Genomic DNA, 18,012 nt, shown 5'->3' with positions numbered 1-18,012 from the left:
TGTTTCAGAGAAAGCTGATGCCGCCGGCGTCACTGCCGGCCGACCAAGCGGTCAGGGGCGCCCCTTGACGGGCGCTCGGTGACCTCGCCTGATCGGCGGGCGTGTTATGCGACCTTCTCGCCGGCCTGAAGGTTCCACAGGGAGGCATAGAGCCCATCACGCGCGAGCAGGTCGTCGTGGGTGCCCTGCTCCGCGACGACTCCGCCCTTGTCCATGACGTAGATCCGGTCGGAGTGCCGGATGGTGGAGAGGCGGTGCGCGATGATCACCAGGGTGCGGTCCTTCGCGAATCCCCGCAGGGTTCGTTGGATAGCCGCTTCGGTCTCGTTGTCGACGGCCGAGGTGGCCTCGTCGAGGATGACGACGGGTGCGTCCTTCAGCATCGCCCGTGCCAGGGCGATGCGCTGTTTCTGGCCACCGGAGAGGGCGGCGCCTCGCTCTCCGATCAGCGTGTCGTACGCGTCCGGCAGTGCCTCGATGAAACCGTGCGCTTCCGCCATGCGGGCCGCCCGTACCACGCTGTCGTCGTCGGCCTCGAAGCTGCCGTACCGGATGTTCTCGGCGATGGTCCCGTCGAACAGGAAGGGGTCCTGTGCCACGAACCCGACCTGCTTTCGCAGGTCGCGCCGTGGCAGTCGGCGGATGTCCTGCCCGTCGAGCAGGACATGGCCGAACTCCGCGTCCTGGAAGCGCATGAGCAGCTTGGCGATCGTCGTCTTCCCCGCGCCGGTGGCACCCACGATGCCGGTGACCTGGCCGGGGGCGATGGACAGCGACAAGTCGTCCAGGGCCGGTGGCCGGCCGGGATAGGAGAAGCTGACGTTCTCCAGGGCGATTGCCCCCTTGACGTCCCGGTCGTCGAGCGTCAAGTCGTGGCCATCGGGTTCGACGGGGAGGCTCCGCAGGTGCTCGACCCGGTCGTAGGCCGCCAGGGTGCGCTGATACTGGTCGACGATGCCACTGAGCCTGGTCAGGCGCAGCAGGACCTGCTGGGGCAGGCCGATGAGCGGGCTGAACACCTCGAAGGGGAGAGTGCCGTTGAGGACCGAGAGGCCACCCAGCAGCATCGTGCCCGCCATGGAGGCCGTGGTGCAGACGCGGATGGTCTCGGAGTGCCGGGCGGTGCTCCGGTCGGTGCGGTGATCGCTCTCCCGGCAACTCTCGCTGAGCCGGTCGATGCGCTCGGCCTCGTACTCCTCGGCGCAGAAGCTCTTGACGGTGGCACTGGCCTCCAGCGTGTTGACCAACTGGCTGTGCAGCTGGGCCTTGTTCTCGCTGGAGACGGCGTAGTCGGCGGCCACCCGGTCCTGGTAGTGGAACGACAGCCAGGCCACCACCGGCATCGGCAGGAAGGCGATCCAGGCGATCTGCGGTGCCAGGAGCAGGAAGGCGGGCACCAGGACGAGGAAGCTGGTGGCGAGTTGCACCACATCGTTGGCCGAGGTGGCGAAGAAGTTGCCCATCTGGCTGATCTCTGCGGTGAGTACCCCGGAGATCCGGCTGGTCCGTTCGCCTTCCAGATGGCTCAGTTCCAGCTTCTGCACATGTGCGTACGTCTCATTACGCCAGTCGTGCTGAACGGCCTGGCCGAGCTTGCGCCACTCCAGGGTGGCGGCGTACGACAGAGCCGCGGCTGCCGCGCAGGCCACGGCGGCCCCGCAGGCCAGGAACCACAACTGTGCGCAAGCGCCGGTCACTCCGAGGCTGACGAGCGGGGCGCACTCTCCCTTGATGAGCACCAGGGCGATCCAGCCCAGGAAGACGCTGAGGGCCAGCTCGGTGACCTGGCAGAGCGCGGACAACGCCGAGGCCATGCACAGCTTCCCTTTGTGCGGTCCGACGATGCGCAGCAGGGTGTGCTCCGACGGCTCGTGCGGCAGGGACTCCCCTTGGGCGGCCAGGGTTTTCCGCCAGGCCCGCCGTACGACGACTGCCGTGGCCGCCGTTACGGCGCCGAGCGCCAGTACGGCCTTGCGCAGCCTCCCGCGGCCGAGCGTGAGGATGGCGGCGGCACCGCCTGCGACGGTGAGGGCGGGACGCAGCACGCCGGCCCGGCCTCCCGTCGCCGAGGTCGCCTCGCGGGGCGCTGCCGCTTCCGAGGGGCGCGGGATGGCAGCGGCGACGCCTTTCGACAAGGCATCGACGGCATTTCTCAGCAGTTCCCCGATATCTGTGGCGGTGAGGGCGGAGTCATGAAGGACGAGCACCCCACCGGTCACAGGATTGGCACGGGCCTCCCTGACTCCGGGCGTGCGCCGGAGCACGCCCTCCAGGATTTCCGCGACCTTGGGCCGCCTGAGCACCGCAGGGACGTCCCAACGCTGTCGACCCGGAACGACAGACCTTGCGTGAACGTTCGAGCGGTTGGGTCGGCGTGTGGCTGCTGCGCCCACCAAAGATGTCATGTAGAACAATCACCTGTTTTCGGAGGACGCGTCCCGGAACGGGCGGGCGTACCCTGCGGGGAAAATGGACGACTCGACGACTTGCGCGGACGAAAGCGCGGCGCGGAGATTCCCGAAGAGTGGCCTGGCCGACGACAAGCGGAAAGTGCTCAGGTCGCTTTACGACAGGACATCGAGCGCGGTGGGACCACGCGGAATCCGGGTCAGCGGACGGCTTTGCGCTCCCACGCCCCGTTTCCTCGGACTGCCGGGAGGGACGGAAAGAACGTCACGCCCCGGCCTTGGTGCCGACAGCCATGTGGTGCGCGATCTCAGTGCAGCTTGGCGGCGGCCGAACCGGCGCCGCGGGCCTTGCTGCTGGACTTGCTCCCCGCGCTGCTGGTCTGTGTCGCCGACGTGATGCCCGCCGTGGGCCGGCTCGTGGTGCCGTCCTCCTGGGCGCTGGTGTGCGCGTCGAGCTCGGTTTCGTGTGCCATCTGGGCGGCGAGCATTTCGGCGGTCGCCTCGGCCGCGAGATCCTGGATTCCCTCGCTGGCCTCATGGACGGCTCTCTTGACCTCCACGCCCAGTCCCACCGACGTTTTGACGACCCCTCGCATGAGCGGCTTTCCCAGCCTTTTGACGAGAGCGGCGGTGAGCAGACCGATAAGGAAAGGGGGCACTACAGGCGGCATAAGAAGACACCCTTCTCTTCTGCTGGGGAAACGAAGATTGAGGAAGTGGCGGGAGGTGAACAGGAAATGTGATGAAAGCACCGCCCGGCACTGTGGGATCTTCGGCGCCTATGCCGTGCCCGGAATCCATACACCTTGCGTATGCGTTCCATATTGCGGAACCGACATCCCATCACGCAGAGCGTATCCGAGATTGAGTAGGTAGATCCAAATGCTGCTGCCGTCCTTCACCCATTCGAGCGGGACCGCTTTTCCATAAAGGCCTGTTCAAGCCATTCGACGGCCGGCATGAACCTCACCTGCCATCTTCGGGTGACCACCCGTACCTCTGCTGACGGCCGGACGTCAGCGCAGCTCACGCGCAACCCGTCGACTCAGGGCGGGAAACGGCAGCGCACCGCCGGCCAGAACGGCCTCATGAAAGGCGCGTACGTCGAACCCTGCGCCCGCGCGGCGTTCACACGCTGTGCGCAGTTCCGTGAACTCCGCATAACCCGCCCGGTACGTCAGCGCCTGCCCTGGAAGATCGGTCGCGTAGCGCAGCAACTCCGTCGCAATCTGCCCGTCGGACTCAGCCGCCGCATGGGCACGCATGAAGGTGCGCGCCTGTTCCATCGTCATCGTTCCGAGGTTGAGCCCGGTGTCGACAACGAGACGCTGCGCGGTGAACCGTTCATGGGCCAGGCGTCCGTACGCGTCCCACGGGTCGTCGTACAGGCCCATCTCCCAACCCAGTCCTGCCGCGTACTCCGCCCAGCCCTCCTCGAACCCGCTGAAGGTGGCCAGTTCGCGCCGCAGGTCGGGCAGGGTGGTGTTCTCGGACTGGCGGGCGAGGTGGAAGTGGTGACCTGGCGCCAGTTCGTGGTAGATCAACGCGGCCGCGCCGAGCAGCGACCGGTGCGCCAGGTCCGAGGCGTTGTAGCGGTAGCACCCCACCGGCTGTGCGGCGGTGGGCGGGTCGTAGTAGCCGAAGGTCATCGATGCCTCAAGCGCCGGGTCGAGGCGGGCCACGCCGTAGGGGGCGCGGGGCAGGATCGCGAACCAGCGCGGCAGCAACGGTGTGAGGCGATCGAGGTGTCCGCGGTAGCGGGCTTCGACCTCCTCCGGGGTTGCCACATACAGGCGAGGTTCGGTTGCGAGCCGTTCGTTGAATTCCGCCTCCTTTCCCGTGAAGCCGAGTGCGCTTCGCGCATCCCGCATCCGTTCTGTGAGTTCGTGGCAGTGTTCACGGCCGAGTTCATGGAGGCGTTCGGGCGGTGTGTCGCCGGATGTGTACGTCCTGACGAATGCGCGGTACGCCTCTTCGCCGTCCGTGTAGTGAGCCCACCCGACATCCTGCGGCGCGCGCCGCAGATAGTCCGGATCGCTCATGACGGCGAGGAGGCGGTCGAACGCCGGTTCAAGCTCGGTGGCCACGAGCCGTTCCACTCCGTCGCGCACGCGCCCCCGGCTCGCCGTGTCGAGTCGGGTGAGCCGCTCGGCGTCCGCCCCGACATAGCGTGCCGCCGATGCGCGCAGACGGGTGATGGTCGTGCGGACCCCGGGCAGGGCCGGTGCGGGGACGAAGAAGCCACGTGCCGCCTGCCCGGCGGCCTTGTCGCCGATCGTCGCGACACAGCGGGCCAGGTCCCGTACGAGGGACGCGTAACGGTCTGCGTCGGCCCCGGTCTCGAAGAGGAACGGGCGGAAGACCATGTCACCGTACTGCTGCAGGCGGAAGAGCTGGTACGGCGTGGCTGTGGGGGTGAGCCAGTGGAACCGTCCCGCCTGGGCTTCCTGTTCGGCCAGGGCCTCCAGGAAACCCGCGGTGTCGGCGGCGGGGCCGGTCAAATCCGCGGGCTTCAACGTGCGCAGCCGGTCCAGCACGCCTGTCGCGAATCCTGCGCGCTCATCGGCCTCCGTGGCCGACATCCCCGGCAGCGACTCGACGGGCAGCCCGCGTCGTGTTTGCAGCGACGGCTCGCGTGCGAGCAGGAATTCCCAGTACGAGGTCGTGAGACGGTCGATCTCCTCGGCCGCCGAGCCGTCGTCGGAGTCCGATGTGTGAGTCGTCATAGCGCCAGTGTGCGCGGAGGTGACGCCATGTCACGTGCATCAAAAAGCGCACCGCGTGGCGGGCAGCCTCACTCGGAAGGGGGAAATGGTTCGCGGTATTCGCAGGCGGCCCGGGAACGCCGGTCCGGCGCCGTCGATCGCGATGGCACGATGAGCGCCATGCACCGCCGAACCGTGTCGTTTCCCGGGGCCCGGTCGGCCGCAGTGGCGTCGGCTGCCGTCGCGTCAGCCGTGCTGGCGGGTTGTGGCGGCAACGACGACGTGTCATCGACGCACACTCCTGTCGTTGAGCGAGGCACGGTAACGATCGCCACCGCCTCCGAGACCCCGAGCTTCAACCCGTACTCGCAGTTCGGTACTGCCCTGGCTCCGTATGCCTACGACTCACTGGTCCACGTGGCGCCGGACGGCCGTGTGGTGTCCGGTCTGGCCGAGAAGTGGGAGGCCGGTGCCACTTCGGCGAGCTTCGTCCTGCGCAAGGGCGTGACCTGCTCCGACGGCACGGCCCTCACGGCTTCCGGTGTGGCACGGTCGCTGAGGTATGCGAGCGACCCCCGGAACCGGCTCATCGGCGCCCAGGCAGCACTGCCCGGTGTGCCCTTCACCGTGTCGGCCGACGATGCCGCGGGGAGCGTGTCGGTGCGGATGACGTCGCCGTACAGCTTCATCGTGCGGACGATCGGTCTGATGCCCGTCGTCTGCCCCGCCGGACTGGCGGGTCCCGGCGTACTGGACAGGAGAACGGAGGGCACCGGACCGTACGTGTTGAGCGGGTACACCTCGGGCGGTCCGTACGTCTTCACGCTGCGCAAGGGATATGCGTGGGGGCCGGGCGGGACGACCAACGCGACTCCGGGCCAGCCCGCGAGGATCGTGGTGTCGGTGGTCCCACAGGAGTCCACCGCGGCGAACCTGCTCCTCACGGGCGGTGTGAACATCGCCACCGTGACCGGCCCGGACCGTGCGCGGCTGACCGGTCGCGGCCTGGCCACCGCCAAGGTGCCGACCGTGGTGGGACTGAGCTTCTTCAACGAACGCTCCGGCCGCCTCTTGAGCGATCCGGTGCTGCGTCGGGCTCTTGTCGGCGCCCTGGACCGCAAGGGCCTCGCCAACGTGGCGATCGGCGGCGACGGTAAGCCCGCAAGCCATCTGACTGCTACAGACTCCGTCTGTCACGCCGACGTGGCCACCAGGAACCTGCCCTCACACAACGCCGTACGGGCCCTGCGGACTGCGGGCTGGACGAAGGACGCACAGGGCGAGCTGGTCAAGCAGGGCAGACCGCTGCGTCTGCGAGTGCTCAGCAGTGGCGACTTCGGCTCCACACTTCCGTCGGTCGCGGAACTGATGGCCGTGACCTGGCGGGAGCTGGGTGCGGATGTCGAGCTTGTCACCGAGAGCCGTAACGCGGTGGTGCAGGCCATGTACCAAAGCGGCGACTTCGACGTCGTGGTCGGCAGCTCCCCGGGGCCGCAGCTGCCCGTGCAGCTCGTCCCGTACTTCTCCGGCCCGCCGCCGTCGCGCGGGCTGAACTTCGCACATGTCACCAACCCGGAGTACGACCACTTCGTCGCCCTTGCGATGCGCGCACCGGGCGCGGCCAGTTGCGCGGACTGGAACCGGGCCGCCGCGGCGCTGTTCCGCTCGGCCGACGCGCTGCCCGTCGCGGACGGCACGAGCACGGTCTACGGATACCGGACGACCTTCACCGTCGCTCCCGGCGGCCAGCTCGCCCCGACCAGCATCCGCCTGCACAAGTAGCCACGGCGAACGCCCGGTGTGGCCGCACCGCCCCGAGTCGAGGAGGCTCCCCATGACGACCATGTCCGCGCGGCTAGGTGCCCTGGCCCGGCACCACCCGTGGGCGGTGTTCTGCTGCCGACGTGCGGCGCGGCTGATCGTCTCCCTCTTCCTGGTCGTCACCGGTTCCTTCGCGATGATCCGGCTGATCCCCGGAGACCCCGTCCGGGCCGCACTGGGCGTGGATGCCGCACCGGACCTCGTGGCGGCGAAGAGGCACGAATTCGGCCTGGATCAAGACCTGTTGACGCAGTACCGGCAGTACCTGCGGCACCTGGCGCACGGGGATCTCGGGGTGTCGCTGGTGACCGGCGAGCCGGTGGCCGACCTGGTCAGGGCACGTCTGCCCGCCACACTGCTGCTCGCCGTCCTGGCGTTCGCCTGCGTACTCGTCGTCGCTCTCCCCGGCGGTCTGATCGCCGCCGTGTGGACCCGCGACGGGCGGCGGCCCCGGACAGAACTGGTGTTCACCACCGCCACATCGGTCATGGCGGGCATGCCGGACTTCGTCCTCGCGGCGGGCCTGACCGCGGGATTGGCGGTCTCCCTGCGGCTCTTCCCGGTTTCCGGCGACCTTGGTCCGCAGTCCTATGTGCTGCCCGTGCTCGCGCTGGCACTCGCTCCGACCGCGGTCCTCCTACGGATCGTGCGGGTGGAGACGCTCAAGGTCCTCGCCGAGGACTATCTGCGCGCCGCCCGCGCGAAGCGGCTGCCCGCCTTTTCGCTCTATCTGCGCCACGTAGCGCCCAACACGCTGACCGCGTCGCTGACGGTCGCCGGGAACCTGCTGCCCGCCCTGATCGCCGGGACCGTGCTGGTCGAGAAGGTGTTCGCCTGGCCGGGCATCGGGTCGGCGATGGCGCAGTCTGTGGCCGCGCAGGACTACGCGGTCGTGGAGGCGACGGTTCTCGTGCTGGGCGCGGCCGTGCTCGTCGTGAACCTCCTGGTCGATCTGGCCCTCGCGCTGCTCGACCCCCGATCGGTCATCCGGAAGACGTGATCCCATGGTGTCCTCACCTCCCCTGCCCGCGCCGCGCGCCACCGCTGGACGCGGCTCTCGTCCGGTCCGGTCGGGTTGGGCTTCGCCGATGGGCGTGATCACCCTGACGATGCTCGGGTCGCTCACCGTGCTGGCCATGGTGGGACCTGCGCTCTGGGGGCAGGCGGCCGACCGTCCGAACCCGTCGGCGGTGCTGCAAGGGCCCACCGCGGGCCACCTTCTCGGCACGGACCATCTTGGACGCGACCTGTTGGCACGGCTGCTCGCGGCGACGGGGCTCTCCCTGCTGCTGGCGGTCGCGGCGACGCTGCTCGGGGCGACGGCCGGGATCACGCTCGGCGCGCTCACCGCCGTCGTGGGTGTGCGCACCCGCCGGATGCTGGGGGCCCTGATCAACCTCCTGCTGGCCTTTCCCGGGCTCCTCGTCGCGATGTTCTTCGCGGTCCTCTTCGGCGCGGGCGCGGGTGGTGCGGTGTTCGCACTCGCGGTCGCCTACGCGCCGGGCTTCGCCCGGATCGCCCAGACCCTCGCCGCCAAAGTCACCGAAACCGACTTCATGGCGGCGGCGCGCGTGCTGGGCCTGCGTCGCCACCGGCTCCTCCTGCGCCATGTCCTGCCCCACATCGCCGAGCCGCTGATGCTCAACACCACAGTCGCCGCCGGCTCGACACTCGTAGCCCTGTCGGGCCTGAGCTTCCTCGGACTGGGCGTCCAACCGCCCTCGTACGACTGGGGGCTCCTGCTCAGCCAGGGGCTGGACCGCATCTACTCCGAACCCCTGCCCGCCGTGGCACCCGGTATCGCCATCGTCTACGCAGGCGTGGCCTTCCAACTGCTCGGCGAGATGCTGGCCAAAGCCGCCGCACGACGCACACGCCCACGGCAGATGGCGGAACCGGCGGTACGCCCGGCACACGTCGACCGCACGGCCTCCGTCGACCAAGTGCTGGAGGTGGAGGATCTGCGGGTCGCCATTCCCACCGCGGCCGGGGTGGTCCGGCCCGTCCGCGGTGTCAGCCTCGACCTGCGGCGCGGCGAGATCGTCGGGCTGGTCGGCGAGTCCGGCTCCGGCAAGTCACTCACGGCGCTCGCCATCGCCGACCTGCTGCCGGAACACGCCAAGTCCACCTGGCGGGCGAACCGCTTTCTCGGCACGGACACCAAGTCATTGACGCGCAAGGAACGACGCAGACAGCTTGCGACGGGAATGGCGGTGATCTTCCAGAACCCGGCGTCGGCCTTCAACCCGTCGCTCCGCATCGGCACGCAGATGACGGAGGCCGTGCGCGCACACCACAACACGCCTCGCGCCGAAGCCGTCGAGCAGGCCCTGACCGAGCTTCAGCGAGTCACTCTCCCCGCCGGGCATCGGTTGCTGCGGTCCCGGCCCTTCCAGCTCTCCGGCGGTCAGCGCCAGCGAGTGGCGATCGCGACCGCTTCGATGATGCGGCCCGATCTCATCATCGCGGACGAGCCGACAACGGCCCTGGATGTCACCGTGCAGCGGCAGATCGTGGACCTGCTCCGCCGTATCCGGCACGACGATGCCACCGCGATCCTCTTCATCAGCCACGACATCGCCCTGGTGGCCAACACCTGTGACCGGGTCCTGGTCATGTACGCGGGAACGATCGTCGAGAACCTCCCGGCCCACGCGCTGGCGACCGGAACACGGCACCCCTACACGCGGGCGCTCGTCGAGTCGGTCCCGGACATGACCGCGGACCGTACCCACCCCTTGCGCACGATCAAGGGAAGCCCACCCGATCCGTACGGCGAGATCTCGGGTTGCCCGTTCTACGACCGCTGCGCACACCGGCAGGACCGGTGCGCCCAAGAGAGGCCCGTGTTGTCCCCTCTCGGCCCCGGCCATGAGATTGCCTGCTGGCATCCGTTGCCCCAGGCACAGCGTGAGGCCGAGGAGGCGGCCAAGTGAGTGCAGGACTGGCTTTGCACGACGTCACCGTTCGCCATCACGGACCATTCGGTCCCGTCACCGCGGTGGACCGCGTGTCACTGGAGGTTCCCGACGGCACGACGGTCGGCCTCGTCGGCGAGTCCGGCTCGGGGAAATCGAGTCTGGCCCGTGCCGTCGTCGGGCTGGCCGACTCGTGCTCCGGGCAGATCACGGTCGGCGGGCGGCAGTTCCGCGGGCGTGGCGTACCCGATCGGCGCCGGCTGGGGCAACAGGTCCAGCTGGTGTTCCAAGACCCGGACACCGCACTCGATCCGCGCATGACGATCCGTCAGACACTTGCCGAAGCCGCTGGCGCCTTCGTCCGCCTCGACCGCCGCACCCGCGAGCAGCGCATCAGCGCACTGCTGGAACGGGTCGGTCTCGACGCCCCGTGCGCCGACCGATTTCCACAGCAGCTCTCAGGCGGCCAGCGCCAACGCGTGGCCGTCGCCCGCGCGCTCGCCGTCGATCCGGCGGTCCTCATCGCCGACGAGATCACCTCGGCCCTCGACGTGTCGATCCGCGCGGCGATCCTCACCATGCTCCGCGACCTGCAGCGGCGCATGGGCTTCGCCATGGTGTTCATCAGCCATGACCTCGCCGCAGTTCGCTCTGTGTCGGACGTCATCGCGGTGATGTACCTCGGCCGAATCGTCGAGGTCGCCCCGACCGAGGACTTGCTTCGAAGCCCGCAGCATCCCTACACCCGGACGCTGCTGGACTCCGTGCCGAACTTGCGGGGCGGGTGGCGATCGACCGCGGAACCGCTCCTTGCCGGGGAGGTACCCGATCCCGCGGCGCCACCGTCCGGGTGCCGCTTCCATCCGCGCTGCCCCGTCGGGCCGAACCGTCGTCCCGAACGGGACATCTGCATCACGCAGGATCCCCAGTACGAGGCAGTCGGCCGGCCCCACCAGGCGGCGTGCCACTTCCCGCCGACCGCCGACGACTGCCCGCCCCACGCCAGGAACGTTGACCCGGACGCGAACGGTGACCGGGCACCCCGAATCCCCAGGGAGCTGCCGTCATGACGATCAGGAAGCCGGCCACGGTCCCGTCCGGCGCGGACGCGGTCATCGTCGGGGCCGGTGTGATCGGTGCCGCAGTGGCCCTGGAGTTGGCGCGCGCCGGCCGTCGGGTCGTGGTCGTCGACAAGTCCGGCGGCGTCGGCCACGGATCCACCAGCGCCTCAAGCGCGATCATCCGTTTCAACTTCTCGACATGGGAGGGCGTCGCCAGCGCATGGGAAGCGCACTACTGCTGGGCGCGGTGGGCGGACCACCTCGGCACCTCCCGCAGCCGGGCCCTGGCGGGGTTCCGCCGGACCGGAGCGATTCTGCTCGACGCACCGGACTCCGGGACGTCCGATGTCCTTGCGTTGTTCGATCGTGTCGGCGTGCCGTACGAGCGCTGGGATGCCGCCATGTTGCGCAGCCGAGTCCCCGGCATCGACGCGGGATGCTACTGGCCCCCCAAACCCCTCCACGATGACGCGTTCTTCTCCGGACCGGAGGGAGAGCTCGGCGCGCTGTTCACACCCGATGCGGGCTTCGTCGACGATCCGCAGTTCGCGGCTCAGAACCTCGCGGACGCGGCGACCGGCATGGGAGCGCGCTTCCTCTTCCGACGTACGGTCATCGGTGTCCTGCGCCGCGAGGACCGGGTGACGGGCATTCGGCTCGCCGATGGCACGGTGATCACCGCACCGGTCGTGGTCAACGCCGCCGGCCCTTGGTCGGGCGCGTTGAATCGGCTGGCCGGCGTCGGGGCCGAGTTCACGGTCGCGGTCCGCCCGCTGCGACAGGAGGTCCACCAAGTGGCCGCACCGGCGGGCCGGCGCGATGTGATCGCGTCGGGCCGGGGCAGCACCGAGGACGTGCTCGGGCCGGTCGTGGCCGACACCGACCTCGGGACGTACCTGCGCCACGCCCCGGGCGGACACCTTCTGATCGGCAGCACGGTGCCCGCCTGCGACCCCATGGAGTGGCTCGACGATCCCGACACGTGCAACCCCCACCCGACTCCCTCCCGGTTCGAGACCCAGGTGACGCGGGCGGCACGACGGTTCCCGCTCCTCGGCGTCCCGAACCAGCCGACCGGAATCGCCGGCGTCTACGACGTCACCGACGACTGGTCCCCGATCTACGACCGAACCGACCTGAACGGTTTCTATGTCGCCATCGGCACGAGCGGCAACCAGTTCAAGAACGCCCCTCTGGTCGGGCGGTTCCTCGCCACCTTGGTGGACCGCATCGAGGCCGGCCACGACCACGACCGCGATCCACTGCGGTACGCCGGTGAACACACCGGCAACGTCATCAACCTGGCGGCGTTCTCCCGCAAACGCCACGTGGCCGAGGGTGCCGCCTCCCGAACCGTCATGGGCTGACGCTGCCCTTGCCGATAACCTCAACCATCAGCGCGGATTGCAGACGGTGCTTGCCGTGCGGGGGTACGGGCACCGTCCGGCCATGGAGCCGTACTGTCATCGGGCGCGTTGAACGAGCCCCTGCCGCCGGTGAAAAGCCCGGTGGCGAGTACGAGTACGACGGCCGCCACCGAGATGCCGAGGAGGGGTCTGCGGCGCATGGGAATCTCCTTGCTGTGTGCGTCGTGGAGTGGTCTCACTGTCCCGGGCACCCGCCCGTCGGCTTGAGGGTCAGCGTGACGTGTGCGGACCCGGACCGCTTGACGGTGGCCACGTCGGTGGCCGAGCTGAGGCCGTCCTTGGACGTGATGACGGTGATCCGGTCGCTTTGCCCGTTGACGGGCAGCCACAAGGCGGCGGGCGGGACGGCGCCGGCGCACGGGTAGGAGTGGACCGGCCCAAGACCGGGCAGCACCCCGGGCCACACTGCGGTCAGCGCCTGCGCGGAGAGCGCGAAGATCTTTCCCAGTGTGGCCAGGGTGTGCAGGTCGTGCCACTCCCAGCGTGAGAAGCGGTGCGGCTCGGGCAGGCCGAGCTCGCCGTCCCACGCGGTGATGCGGACCACGGCGGTGACCCGGCGCACGTCCGCTCGGTCATCGTGAAGGACCGTGATGACATGGGCGTTCTCCTCGCGCCCTGTCAGTCCGGTCTCCTCCGTCAGCTCCCGTACGGCTGCGGCAGGCGCGCTTTCGCCCGTCTCGATCCGCCCGCCGGGCAACTCCCACATGCCCTGGGTGGAGCGGCCCAGGAGGACCCGCCCAAAGGGGTCGGTGACGACGGCGGCGGCCCCGAAGACCGCTTCCGGCGCGGGCGGACGCTGTCGCTCCTGCACGGTGAACGTCTCGGCTTGGCCGTGCAGCACCAGCACCGCCAAGCCCTCCGCGTCGAATCTCTCGGCCTTTCGGAATCCGTCGGTGAGCGTGGTGAGTTCGTCCTCGTCCAGGGCGATGTGCCGCCGCTGTTCGGGAGTGTGCGCCACGTCCGGGGTGATGACGACGAGTGCTCCGTCCTCGCGCAGCCGCGCGGCCAGTCGGCGCAGGACCCGGGAGCGGTCGCGGACGAACGCGATGCCGAGCCGGAAGGTGATCAGGTCGTAGCCGTCCTCGGCGAGGTCGGCTAGGTCGTCGTGCTCGACGTCCAGGCACAGCCAGCGCACCGACTCCGCCTCGGCGTGGTCCTTGCGGGCCCGTGCCAGGGCGCCCTCGGCGAAGTCGATGCCGTCGACGGTGTAACCGAGCGAGGCGAGGAAGAAGGCCATCTCACCGGTCCCGCAACAGACGTCGAGTGCCCGGCCGTCCTCGGGGGCCGGCGCATGCTCGACGAGCAGGCTCTTCTCCTCGTCGCCGAGCGGTCGGAAGCCGCGGCCGTCGGTGTAGTGCTTGGACCAGTCGGCCCGGGTGTATCCCACAGATCGCTCCTCGTGCGTCAACGGCCGGTGGCGTGGCGCTGTCGCGGCAGGTCGACGGCCTTGTACAGGGCGGCCGTCTGCTTGGTCTGCAGCGCCCAGTAGCGGTGGCCGTACGACCAGTGCCACCGCTTCGTGCCGTAATCGGTCAGTCCAGCTGCGGACAACGCCGCGCCCGGTGTGGCCGGGTTCGTACGGGCCCGGTCGCTGAGCCCCGCCGCGTCGGTGTAGCAGGCGCCATCGGACTCCTCCGGGGAGGCGTTGACGCGCGTGCCCATGTCCAGCTCGCGCCCGGCGGCGAGGGCAGCGGGGCGGTGCGCGGCCCCGGGATGCTCTCGGCTGCTGCACCGGTGGGCTCGCTCATGCCGCCCACCCCGTATCCGGGCGTGCTGGGCAGCGGGCATCGTCAACGTCGCGCATGAGCACAGCCGCTGCACCGTTTGGGAGGCTGGTGCGCGGGGGCAGAGCTGGGGTGCATGGTGTCCTCCGTCTGGGCGCCGGTGTGGCACTGGTGCTCTAAAAACGCGCTGGATCTGGTCCCGTCACCGCCTGTTCGCGAGGCATTTTGTGAACGCAAGTTCTCATACCTTGGATTGAGCGCGCCGACTCTGGGTGGTCACAGCTCAAACTCGTTCGATCAGGCCCGTCCACCCCTTCGGGGGATTGCGGGCGGCACGGAACAGGCCGGCGGAAGCTGCCGGGCGGCGTTGCGGCGGCCTTGTCGCTGCTGCTGAACAGCCGCGGCTGGGGCTCGATCCGGCGCGCCGGAGCGGCCGTCGAAGCACCGCAGGTCCGCGAGCACCCCGGCATGGGCGACGGGGCTGGACATACGCGTCCGCATCGAGGACGCTCGCGCCCGAGTCGTACGGACATCCGCAGCCGGACATCCCCCAACGCTCTGTCGGGAAAGGCTCCTTGAGCGCACCTCTGTATAGCCCAGGTCGGCCAGGAGCCTTGTGCGAAGCGCCGAGTGTCCGGGACGGCTGGATGCTCGCCGTGTGGATCTTCTCGATGGGCTGCCGCGCCGCGGTCAAAGAGCTGGGAAGTGCGCTGTTGCGCCCGCGTTTTGACGATCGCTGTCTCGATGGATCGAGGTTCGAAGGCCGGACTTGCCCGGCTGGAGATGGCGGGCGGCCGTGCAGCCGCCCGCGTCTGCCACCTAAGGAATGTGCTGCCGACTGTCACGTCCTGTATCGGAAGATGATCCGGCCGCGGGTGAGGTCATACGGGCTGAGTTCCACGAGCACACGGTCATACGGCAAGATCTTGATGTAGTTCTTCCGGATCTTCCCGCTGATGTGTGCGAGCACCTTGTGCCCGTTCTGGAGTTCCACCTTGAAGGTGGCGTTGCGTAGGCACTCGACGACGGTGCCCTCGATTTCGATGCCCCGTGCTGTTCTTGCCAAGTTCTCTCACTTCTCCGTTCGGTGATTGTGAGGTCGGTAAGGAACCGAATTTCGACGACGCGCCGCCATCGCGGTGTCCGGGCGGACGCGCTTGTTGCGGACGGCGGCTACGCCCGTCCGTCCCGTGGACTGCGGGGAGGCTTGCTCACCCGCAGCGGCCCGTACCCTGCGTACTTCGGGTTCGGTCCAGTCGTGGTGATGTGGTGAAGCGTCAGCGGTGGACCAACTCCAGGTTGCTGCTCACACGCTGGGCGCCGACGCCCTCGAACAGCGCCACGGCCGCTGCGTTGGATTCGTTCACTTCGGCCCATGCCGTTGCGGTCCCGGAGCGGTGCAGGGAACCCAGCGCGTGCGCCAGCAACGCCCGGGCGACGCCGCGGCGGTGCCGATCGGCCCGTACTGCGATCAGCCCGATCCGCGGCTGCCGGGTAATCGGCGACACCCGGACCAGTCCTACGTAATGATCGGACTGTGCTGCTACCGCATACTTCGACGGGTCCAGCAGGGTGGTCCCGTCCGGGCGGGGCAACACCTCGGCCGGCATCGCCTGCCATCCGACCGCGGCCTCGACTTCGTCGCGAATCGCGCGGTCCAACGCACGCAGAGGGACCTCCTGCGCTTCACCGGCGGGCACTGTCGTCACGCCCGACGGCGGTTGTACCGAGTCGAGCCCCGTGACCCGCGGGTCGGTGGGCACGAGGTACTCCCACTCGCGGCGTCGGGCCTCGAAGCCGGCTCGCTCCCAACTGGACGTCAAGTCGAGGTCCGCCTCGTCGACCACTGTGTACAGCGGCCTCGGCAGGTCCGCGAGCATCGCAGTGGCGAGTTGGTCGAAAACCGTGTCGTGCCACGAGTCGATGCTGATGAAGAGCCGTCCGTCGGGCCTGCGCGACGCGTCGCCGCGGCCGACCACCTGGCCGTTCTCCACGGCGTGCCATTGCTGCTCCGCGACCCGCGTGATCACTACCGCGTGCTCGCCCGTGCCCGAACTGAAGTGCACAGAATTCATAGGTTGTTGCCTTTCAGGAGTGCCTTGTCGGTGAGGCACTCCCGGCGACACCTATGTCAGCCGCCCACCGTGACGAAAAGGGGGAGCACCCACGTGAATACAGCGTTCACGGGTCTCACCTCCTTGTGGTCTGTCACGTTCTCCAGCACGCTACCAACCGGGCGTCATCCCGCTCAACCCCTTTTCCCGCTCCTGACGAAAGGCCCAAGGGGGGTCTCCGCCGAAGCGTTGTTCTCATCCGGCCCTGGCGTAACGATGTCGTCGGGCCGATGAGGGGGCACCGATGACTTTCAGTACGACGAACAGCCGCATTGCAGCGCGCGATTTCTCCATCGGAGGCGAGTGCCGGGTGACCCGGCTCGGGTTCGGCGCCATGCGCCTGCCTACCGGGCCGCCGAGTCGGTCGGTTCGGAGCCCGCTGAGGAACTACGGTGCGTCGGGCAGCACCAGGCACAGCGCGTCCAGGGCTGCTGCGAAGGCGTGATCCGGCGGTGTGCCGTAGCCGATGACGAGGCCGTCGCGCGGTCGCATCGTGCTGTCGGGGTGGCGGTAGGGGCGCAGTCCTTCGAGGGCCAGCCCCTGCCGCCGGGCCGCCTGCAATGCCGCGTCCTCGGTGTTCTCCGGCAATTCGAGCACGGCGTGCAGCCCCGCCGAGATGCCGCTGACCTTGATGTGCGGGGCGCGCTCGGCGAGCGTGCTCACCAGCAGGTCGCGGCGGCGGCGGTAGTGCTGCCGCATGCGGCGCAGATGGCGGTCGTAGGCGCCGCAGGCGAAGAAGTCGGCCAGGGTGAGCTGGTCGACGACGCCCGACCACATCTCTCGGGGTCCCTTGGCGGCAATGACGTCGTCGACGAGCCATCCCGGCAGCACCATCCAGCCCAGCCGCAGAGCCGGCGACAGGCTCTTGCTGGTCGAGCCGATGTACACGACGCGGTCGGGGTCGAGGCCTTGCACCGCGCCGACCGGCTGCCGGTCGTAGCGGAACTCGCCGTCGTAGTCGTCTTCCACCAGCAAGCCGCCCCGGGAACGGGCCCAATCGATGACCGCCGCCCGGCGTTCGGGGTGGAGAGGGCCGCCGGTGGGGAACTGGTGCGCGGGCGTGAGCAGGACGGCGTTCGCGTCGGTGCCCGGCAATTCGTCGATTCGGGCCCCGTACGAGTCGACCGCCAACGGGACGGTGTGCAGCCCGATCTCCTCAAGAATGCCGCGGTGGAAGTCCAGTCCGTATGACTCGACCGCGACCGCGCCCTCCAGCACGCTGCCCAACAGCCGTAGACCGTGGGCGAAGCCGGAGCAGACCATGATCCGGTCGGGCTCAGTGCGCAGCCCCCTGGCGCGTGCCAGGTACTCCGCGAGTGTCTCGCGAAGCTCCGGCCTGCCGCGTGGATCGCCCACGCCGAAGGCGTCGTTGGGTGCCGCGGCGACGGCCCTGCGGGCGGAGGTGAGCCATGTGGCTCGTGGGAAGGTGGCTGCGTCGGGGGAGCTGGGCATCAGGTCGTGCAGGACGCGGCGGCGGGTCCGGCGTTGCGGGCGGCGTTCCTGGTTCGGGTGCGGCGCGGCGCGTCCGGCGACGTGAGTGCCGGAGCCCTGGCGGGCGGAAAGCCAGCCCTCCTCGACCAGTTCGGCGTAGGCGTCGGCGACGGTGTTGCGGGCGATCCCCAGGTCGTGGGCAAGGCTGCGGTACGGGGGAAGCCGGGTACCGGGGACGAGCCGACCGGAACGGATGGCCTCCCGCAGGGCGCGCATGAGTCGGCCGCGGAGACTTCCCTCGCCGGAGAGCTCCAGGTGGAGATCGGTTCCCGCGGTCTGCTTCGGTTCGGCTTCCGCGGTCCGGGACTCCGAAATATTGACCCACGCTTCTGCCATGGGAATA

13 protein-coding genes are annotated in these 18,012 nt (G+C 69.2%); 5 read left to right on the top strand and 8 right to left on the bottom strand.

Translation table 11 applies throughout. The features are described from left to right. Window positions 1-104 precede the first annotated feature (104 nt). The 3 genes from BIV24_RS01925 to BIV24_RS01915 form a co-directional block, all read right to left on the bottom strand. Window positions 105-2,303, bottom strand: a complete 2,199-nt coding sequence (locus BIV24_RS01925; RefSeq protein ID WP_245766644.1) for an ABC transporter ATP-binding protein — start codon at window positions 2,301-2,303, stop codon at window positions 105-107. Window positions 2,304-2,716: 413 nt separating this feature from the next. Further along, window positions 2,717-3,067, bottom strand: a complete 351-nt coding sequence (locus tag BIV24_RS31145) for a DUF5132 domain-containing protein (protein ID WP_245766643.1) — start codon at window positions 3,065-3,067, stop codon at window positions 2,717-2,719. Window positions 3,068-3,424: 357 nt separating this feature from the next. Next, on the bottom strand, window positions 3,425-5,134 hold the full coding sequence (locus tag BIV24_RS01915; protein WP_071364346.1) for a DUF885 domain-containing protein: 1,710 nt from the start codon (window positions 5,132-5,134) through the stop codon (window positions 3,425-3,427). A gap of 159 nt (window positions 5,135-5,293) precedes the next feature. On the opposite strand from BIV24_RS01915, the gene BIV24_RS01910 reads away from it, so the two are divergent. The 5 genes from BIV24_RS01910 (at window position 5,294) to BIV24_RS01890 (ending at window position 12,280) form a co-directional block, all read left to right on the top strand. After that, window positions 5,294-6,895: an ABC transporter substrate-binding protein gene (locus tag BIV24_RS01910; protein ID WP_071364345.1), complete on the top strand. Its 1,602-nt coding sequence runs from the start codon at window positions 5,294-5,296 to the stop codon at window positions 6,893-6,895. A gap of 52 nt (window positions 6,896-6,947) precedes the next feature. Next, window positions 6,948-7,934 carry an ABC transporter permease gene (locus BIV24_RS01905; protein ID WP_071364344.1) on the top strand — a complete coding sequence of 329 codons (987 nt, stop codon included), beginning with the start codon at window positions 6,948-6,950 and terminating at the stop codon, window positions 7,932-7,934. A gap of 88 nt (window positions 7,935-8,022) precedes the next feature. Then, window positions 8,023-9,870, top strand: a complete 1,848-nt coding sequence (locus BIV24_RS01900) for a dipeptide/oligopeptide/nickel ABC transporter permease/ATP-binding protein (RefSeq protein WP_071364343.1) — start codon at window positions 8,023-8,025, stop codon at window positions 9,868-9,870. Continuing rightward, window positions 9,867-10,922 (top strand): ABC transporter ATP-binding protein, encoded by a 1,056-nt coding sequence (locus BIV24_RS01895; RefSeq protein WP_245766642.1) that lies wholly within the window; start codon window positions 9,867-9,869, stop codon window positions 10,920-10,922. Before BIV24_RS01900 ends, BIV24_RS01895 begins: the two co-directional genes overlap by 4 nt. Then, on the top strand, window positions 10,919-12,280 hold the full coding sequence (locus tag BIV24_RS01890; protein ID WP_071364341.1) for an NAD(P)/FAD-dependent oxidoreductase: 1,362 nt from the start codon (window positions 10,919-10,921) through the stop codon (window positions 12,278-12,280). The genes BIV24_RS01895 and BIV24_RS01890 overlap by 4 nt, the downstream gene beginning before the upstream one ends. 235 nt (window positions 12,281-12,515) lie before the next feature. On the opposite strand, the gene BIV24_RS01885 is transcribed toward BIV24_RS01890, so the two are convergent. From BIV24_RS01885 to pdxR, 5 genes are all read right to left on the bottom strand, one after another. Further along, window positions 12,516-13,727: a bifunctional class I SAM-dependent methyltransferase/NUDIX hydrolase gene (locus BIV24_RS01885; protein WP_071364340.1), complete on the bottom strand. Its 1,212-nt coding sequence runs from the start codon at window positions 13,725-13,727 to the stop codon at window positions 12,516-12,518. A 17-nt stretch (window positions 13,728-13,744) separates the two neighbouring features. Then, on the bottom strand, window positions 13,745-14,002 hold the full coding sequence (locus tag BIV24_RS01880) for a M15 family metallopeptidase domain-containing protein (RefSeq protein ID WP_425442501.1): 258 nt from the start codon (window positions 14,000-14,002) through the stop codon (window positions 13,745-13,747). A gap of 903 nt (window positions 14,003-14,905) precedes the next feature. Beyond that, window positions 14,906-15,130 carry a translation initiation factor IF-1 gene (gene infA / locus BIV24_RS01875; RefSeq protein WP_071364339.1) on the bottom strand — a complete coding sequence of 75 codons (225 nt, stop codon included), beginning with the start codon at window positions 15,128-15,130 and terminating at the stop codon, window positions 14,906-14,908. A gap of 211 nt (window positions 15,131-15,341) precedes the next feature. Then, window positions 15,342-16,139 carry a GNAT family N-acetyltransferase gene (locus BIV24_RS01870; RefSeq protein WP_071364338.1) on the bottom strand — a complete coding sequence of 266 codons (798 nt, stop codon included), beginning with the start codon at window positions 16,137-16,139 and terminating at the stop codon, window positions 15,342-15,344. Between the two features lie 426 nt (window positions 16,140-16,565). Then, window positions 16,566-18,005 (bottom strand): MocR-like pyridoxine biosynthesis transcription factor PdxR, encoded by a 1,440-nt coding sequence (gene pdxR, locus BIV24_RS01865; RefSeq protein ID WP_107459159.1) that lies wholly within the window; start codon window positions 18,003-18,005, stop codon window positions 16,566-16,568. Between the last annotated feature and the right edge of the window lie 7 nt (window positions 18,006-18,012).

Source organism: Streptomyces colonosanans, assembly GCF_001866645.1.
Lineage (GTDB): Bacteria > Actinomycetota > Actinomycetes > Streptomycetales > Streptomycetaceae > Streptomyces > Streptomyces colonosanans.
Note: the sequence above shows the minus strand (reverse complement) of the source record. Positions and strands in the feature narration are given on the sequence as shown.